Genomic DNA, 7,595 nt, shown 5'->3' on the forward strand with positions numbered 1-7,595 from the left:
CGGATGATTCCTGGCGTATGTGTGGTTTCAGCCCTGGTGGTCGTTCGTATCGGCTCTGCCGGCCTCTCCCCTGACTTCGAGGACGACCTTGCCGCGCACAGATCGGGAGTCGATGAGTTCGAGAGCCTCCGGTGCCCTCTCCAGTGGGAGCACGGTGTGGATGGCCGGATCGAGTGCTCCTGAACTCAGATGTGGCCACAGCGTCTCCCACTGGGTGACGACCATATCGGGGCGTCCGGCCAGGGCCGCGCCCCAGCCCACTCCGGCCACGGAGATGTTGCCCAGCAGCAGACGATTGACCTTGACCTCGGGAATGGATCCTGCGGTGAATCCGAGGACCAGGAGTGTGCCGAAGGTCTTCAATGTGCGCAGCGAATCCGTGAACCGCTCACCGCCGACCGGGTCGGCGACGAGGTCGACACCGCCAGGGAGCAGGTCCTTGACCGTGTCTTTGAACCGTTCGGCCAAGACCACATGAGAAGCGCCGAGGCTGCGCACCGTCTCCGCCTTCTCCTCGGTCGAGACCACGCCCACGACTTCTCCGCCGTAGGCGCGGGCGACCTGGACGAGGGCGCTGCCGAGTCCGCCTGCGGCGCCGTGGACGAGGACCGTCTGACCCGGTTCGAGTCTCCCGCGCACGCGCAGCGCGAAGTCCGCGGTCAGGAGGTTCATCGGCATTCCTGCTCCTGCGGTCAGCGATACGGACTCCGGAAGCCGGAGGACGCTGGCGGCCGGGACGACGATGGACTCCGCGTAGGCCCCCGTATTCGCCACCCCGACGACGCGGTCGCCGACGCTGAGACCGGTGACGCCTTCGCCCAGCTCACGCACGGCTCCGGAGACTTCCGACCCCACTGTGTAGGGCAGCGGCGGCTGCATCTGGTACTGCCCGCGAGATTGGAGCAGTTCGGGGAAGGTCACGCCGGCATAGGCGACGTCGATGAGGACCTCGCCAGGCCCGGGTGTCGGAGTCTCGACGTCGCGCAGTTCGAGGGAGCCGGGGCCGTCGGTGGCTCTCAGCTGCATTGCTCTCATGATGGTCGGGGGTCCTTTCGTTTGGGTTCGCCACGTGGGTGATGCTGTCAGGGCGGTCGATCGGGAGCGGATCTGGGCGGGGCAGTGAAGCCGTCAGCGGGGCGGCCGACTGGGTCGTCGTCGAGGACGTCAGAGACGAGACGAGGCGACGACACCGCCGTCGACGGCGATCGTCTCTCCCACGACGTAGTCGCCGGCGCGGGAGGCGAGGTAGGCCGCGACTCCGGCCATGTCCTCACTGGTGCCGATTCGTCCTGCCGGGATCTGCGTCTTCACCTCGTCTCCGTGGTCGCGAGCGTCCTTGTTCATCTTCGTGCCGAAGGCCCCGGGAGCGATGCCGCTGACGATCACTCCGTCCGGGGCCAGCCGGGAGGCCAAGCGTTTGGTCAGGTGGATCACCCCGGCCTTGGACGCGTGGTAGCTGTAGGTCTCAAGCGGATTGGGTCGGATACCGTCGATGGAGGCGACGTTGATGACCTTGGCGAGGTGGCTCCCCGAGGTCGCGGCGGCCCGCAGGTCGGGCGCGAGTGCCTGTGTGAGGAAGAACATCGCCTTGAGGTTGAGGTCCATGACCTTGTCCACCCGTCCTCCGGGAACTCGTCGAACGGCGCACCCCAGGCGGCACCGGCGTTGTTGACGAGGATGTCCAGACTCGTCTCGTGCTCACGGAGCCGGGCCACCACCGAGGCGAGTCCCTCTTTCGTCGAAATGTCTCCGGGCAGGGACACGCAGGTCCCCTGTTCGGACAGTTCGGCGGCGGTCGCGTCACAGGCCTCGGACTTGCGGGCGGTGATGTAGACGCGCACGCCCGACTGCACGAATCCCTCGGCGATCATCCGGCCGATTCCGCGCGAGCCGCCGGTGATCAGCGCACTGCGCCCTTTCAGCGCAAACAGTGTCGACATGTCCATGGAAACTCCCTTGTTCAGATGTCTGCGTCGTGTTCGGTGAAGTAGCCGATCGATTCGGCGACGCAGATCGGCTTCTCGATCCCCTCGGCTTCGAAGATCTGAGTGGTGGTCACCTGTGCGGACCCGGTGCCGCGTGCATCGACGGCTGAGACCGTCGCCCGCATGCGCACCTTTGAACCCACTGGTCGAGGCTGCGGGAATCGCACCTTGCCGTAGCCGTAGTTGAGACTGTGCGCGAATCCGTCGAACGCCATGAGCTCCTCCATGAACCCCGGCCCCAGCGACAGGGTGAACAGTCCATGACCGATCGTGCCGCCGAAGGGACCAGCGGCAGCACGTTCCTCATCGACGTGGATCCACTGGTGGTCGTTCGTCAGGTCGGCGAATGAGTTGATGTCGTCCTGGATCAGCGTGTGCCAGCTGGTCGGACCGAGTTCCTCACCGACGAGCGATTCAAGGTCGGCGATGGTCGTGGGCCTGATGGGAGTCGTCATTGTCTGCCTTTCGGTGGGTGCGACGGGTCACGCGCGGTCCGTGAAACCCGAATCATCATCGTATTTGAAATTGAGTTCAGATTCATTAGTCTGAGACTAGCCGTGTGTGCTGGGTCACTTCAAGGCGGCACAGAAACAAGCCTCACGGCAGGGACGTCTACGCAAAGGAGCGGCACCCATGGCAGAAGTCCAGACCGTCACCGGCACCATCGACAGCAGCGAACTCGGCCGAACCCTCGTCCACGAGCACATCTTCGTCCTCAGCGAGGAGATGCGGCAGAATTACGACACGGCCTGGGACGACGAAGAGAAGATCGCCGATGCCGTCGCCAAGCTCAATGACCTCAAAGCCGCGGGGATCGACACGATCTTCGACCCGACGGTCGTGGGTCTCGGTCGCTACATCCCCCGGGTCCAGAGAGTGGCCGAGCAGACCGACCTCAACATCGTCGCAGCCACCGGCCTCTACACATTCACCGACCTCCCCCACCAGTTCGAGCATCGCGGCCCGGGTCTCCTCGTCGACGAACCGGAACCGCTCGTGAAACTGTTCGTCCGCGACCTCGAGGAGGGCATCGCCGACACCGGAGTCAAGGCCGCCTTCCTCAAATGCGCCATCGAATCCCCCGGGCTCACCGAGGGCGTCGAGCGCACGATGCGGGCGGTCGGTCAGGCGAGCGCTCAGACCGGCGCGCCCATCACCGTCCACACCAATCCACGCACAGGCTCCGGCCTGGTCACGCAGCGAGTGCTCAAGGAAGAGGGCGCGGATCTGGGGAAGGTCATCATCGGCCACTCGGGCGACTCGACAGACCTCGACTACCTGTCCCAGATCGCCGAGAACGGATCGTTCCTGGGCATGGACCGGTTCGGCATCGACGCCTATCTGCCGACCGAACCGCGCGTAGACACCATCGTCGAACTCGTCCGTCGCGGCTATGCCGACCGCATCACCTTAGCCCACGATGCAGCGTGCTACATCGACTACTTCACTCAGGAAGAGAAGGCGCAGATCCAACCAAACTGGCACTTCCGCCACATCAGCGACGACGTCATTCCGATGCTGCTGGACAAGGGCGTGACCGAAGACGATATCGACACGATGCTGGTGAAGAACCCGCGCCGTTACTTCGAGTAATACCCATCGACCATATGCACTGAGGGACCATTTTCGGCGATGAAGGGAATCCCATGTCAGTCCACGCACAAACCATCAATCCGCAGGTGAAACCGGACAAACACGCTGGATTGAGAACTGCCGGCCTCGTCGGCTCCTCGATCGAATGGTACGACTTCTTCCTTTACGGCACAGCGGCCGCACTGGTCTTCCCGCAGGTCTTCTTCCCTGATACGAGCGGAGTCACCGGCACGCTCCTGGCGTTCTCGACCTTCGCCACCGGTTTCATCGCGCGGCCGGTCGGCGGTCTCGTCGCCGGCAACTTCGGAGACAAGATCGGCCGCAAACCCATGGTGGTCATCGCCCTGCTGGGCATGGCTGTCTTCACCTTCCTCATCGGCTGCCTGCCCTCGGCCGGGAGCATCGGCCTCATGGCCCCGGTCCTGCTCGTCACGTGCCGATTCATCCAGGGCATCGCCTGCGGCGCCCAGTGGGGCGGGCTGGCGCTGCTGCTCAGCGAGTCCGCCGGGCCCAAGCACCGAGCATTCTCGGGCTCGTTCATGCAGGTCGGCGTTCCCACTGGAGCCCTGCTCGGCAATCTGGCCTTCGTCATCGTCTCGTCCGCGGTCGATGAGGCGGCCTTCGTATCGTGGGGCTGGCGGATCCCGTTCTGGGCCACGGCGCTGCTGGTGCCGATCGTCATGTACATCCAGCTCAGAGTCGAGGACTCCCCCGAGTTCAGACAGCTCGAGAACGAGGTGTCTGCGGCCAAGCCGAAGGTCGTGCAGGCACCGCTGTGGCAAGCCATCAGATCGCACTGGAAGACGATACTGCTGGCCGCGGGCACACTGTCGGGAACGAACTGCGTCTTCTACATCACGATCGCCGGAGCCCTGTCCTACGGCACGAGCTACCTGGGTATGGACTACGGGCAGATGCTCATCGCCGCCATGCTCTCCTGCGTGTTCGGCATCGCCACCATCCTCATCGGCGGCAGGCTCGCCGACCTGATCGGTCGCCGTCCGGTCATCATCATCGGTGGCGTCGGCCTGCTGGCGTGGGCGTTCCCCTATTTCGCCCTGATCAATACGACGGACATCGTCCTCTTCGCGGTCTCGATCAGCGTGGCCAGCGTGTTCCAGTCACTCATCTACGCCCCGATCGCCGCGTACTTCGGCGAATTGTTCGCCCCGCAGATCCGCTTCTCCGCGGTCTCTCTGGCCTATCAGCTCAGCGCGATCGTCGTGTCGGGCTCGACGCCCATCGTCATGACGTGGCTGATCGCGAAGATGGACGGATCAACGCTGGGGATCACGCTGTTCGTGTGTGCGATGGCCCTGATCACCGTCGTGTCAACGCTGGCACTGAAGGAGACGAACCCGAAGTCCGTCAGGCAGTCACAGACAGCTGTCCCGGGTGAACACCTGCGCACGGAGACCGTCGAGGTCCAGCCGGCATAGTCGGCCCAGCCCGCGCAGTCGGCTCAGCTCGCAGCGCTGCTGCCACGCAGCTTTGCCTGGTAGCGGCGCATCCCGCGGATCCACCGGTCGTAGTCGGAGCCCTTCATCCGGTACATGTCGAGGACCTCAGGGTGGGGCAGAATGAGGAAGGTCTCGGCTTCGACCGCGGCCATGACAGCCTCGGCGACGTCAGCCGGCTCGAGGACGTTGCCGGCTTCGGACACGGCCCGTTGGGCGGCGAGTTCCTCTGCGGTCAAGGAACTGGGGTCCTCGCCCCACAGGATCTTCGTGTTCACCCCCATCGGGGCGAGCACGGATACGCCCACTCCCTCGTCGCCGTAGGTCACCGACAGCCATTCGGCGAAGGCGAGCGCGGCGTGCTTGGTCACCGAGTAGCCGGCCTGGCCGACCTGTGTGAGCAGTCCCGCCGCCGAGGCGGTGGTGACGAAATACCCTTCCCCGCGGGTCTGCCACCGGGGTACGAGCCGCTCGGCAGCGCGGATGTGAGCCCGCAGGTTGACGTCGAGGATGCGGTCCCAGTCGTCTTCGCCGCCGATTCCGGAAGCCCCAGCGATCCCGGCATTGGCGAAGTAGAGATCGATATCGCCGAGTTCGCGGCCCGCAGCGGCCAGCAGATCGTCGACCCCGGCCGCCGTGGAGACGTCCCCGGTCCAGTGCGGCTGGCCCAGTTGCGCCGCGGTGTCCGTGACCGCCTCGGCGAGGTCGGCAAGCAGCACCCGGGCCCCACGCTCATGCAGGGCCCTGGCCAGTGCCGCCCCGATTCCTGATGCGGCCCCGGTGACGACGGCAGTGCGTCCCTCGATCTCCATTCGTTTCCCTCTTCCTTCGCACACCCCGTTGTCTGCGTTGCGTGATCGATCTATAGTTGAACCTGTACTTAAGTTCAAGTATTTCAGCATCCACATATTGCTGTCGAGCCCCGCGCGGGCCCGTCCACGTCGTGATCCGAAGGAGTTTCATGACCACGAAGTCGCGCACATCGATCATTGATCTGCTCACCCCTTGGGCGGAGAAGGACCCGGAGTCTGTCGCAGCGGCCACGCCGCCGGGACCAGATCGGGTGACGCTGTCGAAGGTGCGCCTCCTTGGCGAAATCGGTGCCGCCCGTGACCGCTACCTCACTGCGGATGTCCACCCCGGCGATCGGATCGTGCTCATTGCGCCCAGCTGTCCGGAGTTCCTCATCGAGTTCTTCGGTGCGCACGCTGCCGGGCTGGTGGTCGTCGCCGTCAATCCGCTCTCGACGGTCAGGGAGCTCGACTACATCCTCACCGATTCCGAAGCCCGCGTACTCGTGGCTCATCCAGCCTCGGCCGAGGCGGGGAAGGCTGCGGCCGCACAGCATGACGTCGAGTTCCGCACCCTGCCCGTCGTCGGCGATGAGGGCCCCCGCGCCGAGGTGGGTGCTGAGTCCGATGTCACAGTCGATCGTGCCGATCTCGCGTGGGACGACGTCGTCGCGCTCCTCTACACCTCGGGCACGACGGGCAAGCCGAAGGGGACGATGCTGACCTTGGGCAATCTCGTTTCGGCGAGCGATATCGTCCGGGAGATGATCGAGGCCACGCCCTCCGACCGGTCCGCGACCGGCCTACCGCTCTTCCACGTGTTCGGTCTGGCGGCCGTCACCCTGCCGGCGATGAGTGCCGGTGCGCCGGTGACCCTTTTCCCCCGTTGGGATCCGCAGGCCTTCATCGATTCGCTCGCCGAGGATGAGACGACCATCGTCTCCGGCGTTCCGACGATGTGGATGTCGGTGCTGGCGAAGGCCCCCGAGGGCGACGCACCGGACCTGCGCATCATCAGCTCGGGTGGCGCCTCGATCGCTGCCGAGGTGGTCCGTCGGGTCGAAGATCGCTTCACGGCGCCGCTGGCGGAGGGCTACGGGCTCACGGAGACGTCCGGACTGGGCACATTCAATCCGCTGCACGGGACGCGGAAGCCCACGAGCGTCGGCCCGGCGGTGCCCGGATTCGAGGTCAAGACCGTCGACCCCGCCAGCGGCGAAGAGCTGCCTGCCGGCGAGGTGGGTGAGGTGCTGCTGCGTGGGCCCGCAGTCATGGCCGGCTACTGGAAGAAACCCGAAGCCACCGCCGAGGTCCTCGATGCCGAGGGCTGGTTCCGCACGGGCGACCTCGGTCGACTGGACGAGGACGGGTATCTCTTCATCGTCGACCGCATCAAGGACCTCATCATCCATGGCGGATACAACGTCTACCCGCGCGAGATCGAAGAGGTCCTCTATGAGATCCCCGAGGTCGACCAGGTCAGCGTCGTCGGCACACCGGATGAGAAGTACGGTCAGCAGGTGACCGCCGTCATCGCCCGCACCCCAGGCTCTTCTCTCGACGCCGATGAGGTGGAACGATTCTGCCGGGAGAATCTCGCAGCCTACAAGATCCCGCGGATCATCGAGTTCCTCGACGAGCTTCCGAAGGGGCCCAGCGGCAAGATCCTCAAGCGCGAGATCGTGCGCATGTTCGCCCCGAGCACCGAGGCGGGCGACTAGTGTCCTGCGCCGTAAATTCGTGTAAGAAGTTGTAGAATGGAGTATGCC

6 protein-coding genes and 1 pseudogene are annotated in these 7,595 nt (G+C 65.0%); 3 read left to right on the forward strand and 4 right to left on the reverse strand.

Annotated elements, in window-relative coordinates:
* Positions 1-27: 27 nt before the first annotated feature.
* The 3 genes and pseudogenes from ACTIIH_RS10980 to ACTIIH_RS10990 form a co-directional block, all read right to left on the reverse strand.
* Positions 28-1,035, reverse strand: coding sequence for an NADPH:quinone oxidoreductase family protein (locus ACTIIH_RS10980; RefSeq protein WP_441451753.1), 1,008 nt, complete (start codon positions 1,033-1,035; stop codon positions 28-30).
* A gap of 129 nt (positions 1,036-1,164) precedes the next feature.
* Positions 1,165-1,946 (reverse strand): annotated as a pseudogene (locus ACTIIH_RS10985) (SDR family oxidoreductase).
* A 14-nt stretch (positions 1,947-1,960) separates the two neighbouring features.
* Positions 1,961-2,440, reverse strand: a complete 480-nt coding sequence (locus ACTIIH_RS10990; protein WP_062239237.1) for a MaoC family dehydratase — start codon at positions 2,438-2,440, stop codon at positions 1,961-1,963.
* Between the two features lie 178 nt (positions 2,441-2,618).
* Here ACTIIH_RS10990 and ACTIIH_RS10995 point away from each other — a divergent pair, with 178 nt between their 5' ends.
* Both ACTIIH_RS10995 and ACTIIH_RS11000 read left to right on the forward strand, forming a co-directional pair.
* Positions 2,619-3,578, forward strand: a complete 960-nt coding sequence (locus tag ACTIIH_RS10995; protein WP_062860762.1) for a phosphotriesterase family protein — start codon at positions 2,619-2,621, stop codon at positions 3,576-3,578.
* 53 nt (positions 3,579-3,631) lie between these two features.
* The gene (locus ACTIIH_RS11000; protein WP_441451754.1) at positions 3,632-5,017 is read left to right on the forward strand and encodes an MFS transporter; all 1,386 of its coding nucleotides are present in this window, start codon (positions 3,632-3,634) and stop codon (positions 5,015-5,017) included.
* Between the two features lie 23 nt (positions 5,018-5,040).
* On the opposite strand, the gene ACTIIH_RS11005 is transcribed toward ACTIIH_RS11000, so the two are convergent.
* The gene (locus tag ACTIIH_RS11005) at positions 5,041-5,847 is read right to left on the reverse strand and encodes an SDR family oxidoreductase (protein WP_441451755.1); all 807 of its coding nucleotides are present in this window, start codon (positions 5,845-5,847) and stop codon (positions 5,041-5,043) included.
* Positions 5,848-5,996: 149 nt separating this feature from the next.
* On the opposite strand from ACTIIH_RS11005, the gene ACTIIH_RS11010 reads away from it, so the two are divergent.
* Positions 5,997-7,547 (forward strand): AMP-binding protein, encoded by a 1,551-nt coding sequence (locus ACTIIH_RS11010; RefSeq protein WP_441451756.1) that lies wholly within the window; start codon positions 5,997-5,999, stop codon positions 7,545-7,547.
* The last annotated feature ends 48 nt before the right edge of the window (positions 7,548-7,595 follow it).

The organism is Brevibacterium sp. (assembly GCF_052105255.1).
Lineage (GTDB): Bacteria > Actinomycetota > Actinomycetes > Actinomycetales > Brevibacteriaceae > Brevibacterium > Brevibacterium linens_B.

Bases quoted from the DNA above. Each gene is read 5' to 3' on its own strand.
- ACTIIH_RS10995 (WP_062860762.1), top strand. From the start codon at position 2,619: ATGGCAGAAGTCCAGACCGTCACCGGCACCATCGACAGCAGCGAACTC.
- ACTIIH_RS11005 (WP_441451755.1), bottom strand. From the start codon at position 5,847: ATGGAGATCGAGGGACGCACTGCCGTCGTCACCGGGGCCGCATCAGGA.
- ACTIIH_RS11000 (WP_441451754.1), top strand. From the start codon at position 3,632: ATGTCAGTCCACGCACAAACCATCAATCCGCAGGTGAAACCGGACAAA.
- ACTIIH_RS11010 (WP_441451756.1), top strand. From the start codon at position 5,997: ATGACCACGAAGTCGCGCACATCGATCATTGATCTGCTCACCCCTTGG.
- ACTIIH_RS10980 (WP_441451753.1), bottom strand. From the start codon at position 1,035: ATGAGAGCAATGCAGCTGAGAGCCACCGACGGCCCCGGCTCCCTCGAA.
- ACTIIH_RS10990 (WP_062239237.1), bottom strand. From the start codon at position 2,440: ATGACGACTCCCATCAGGCCCACGACCATCGCCGACCTTGAATCGCTC.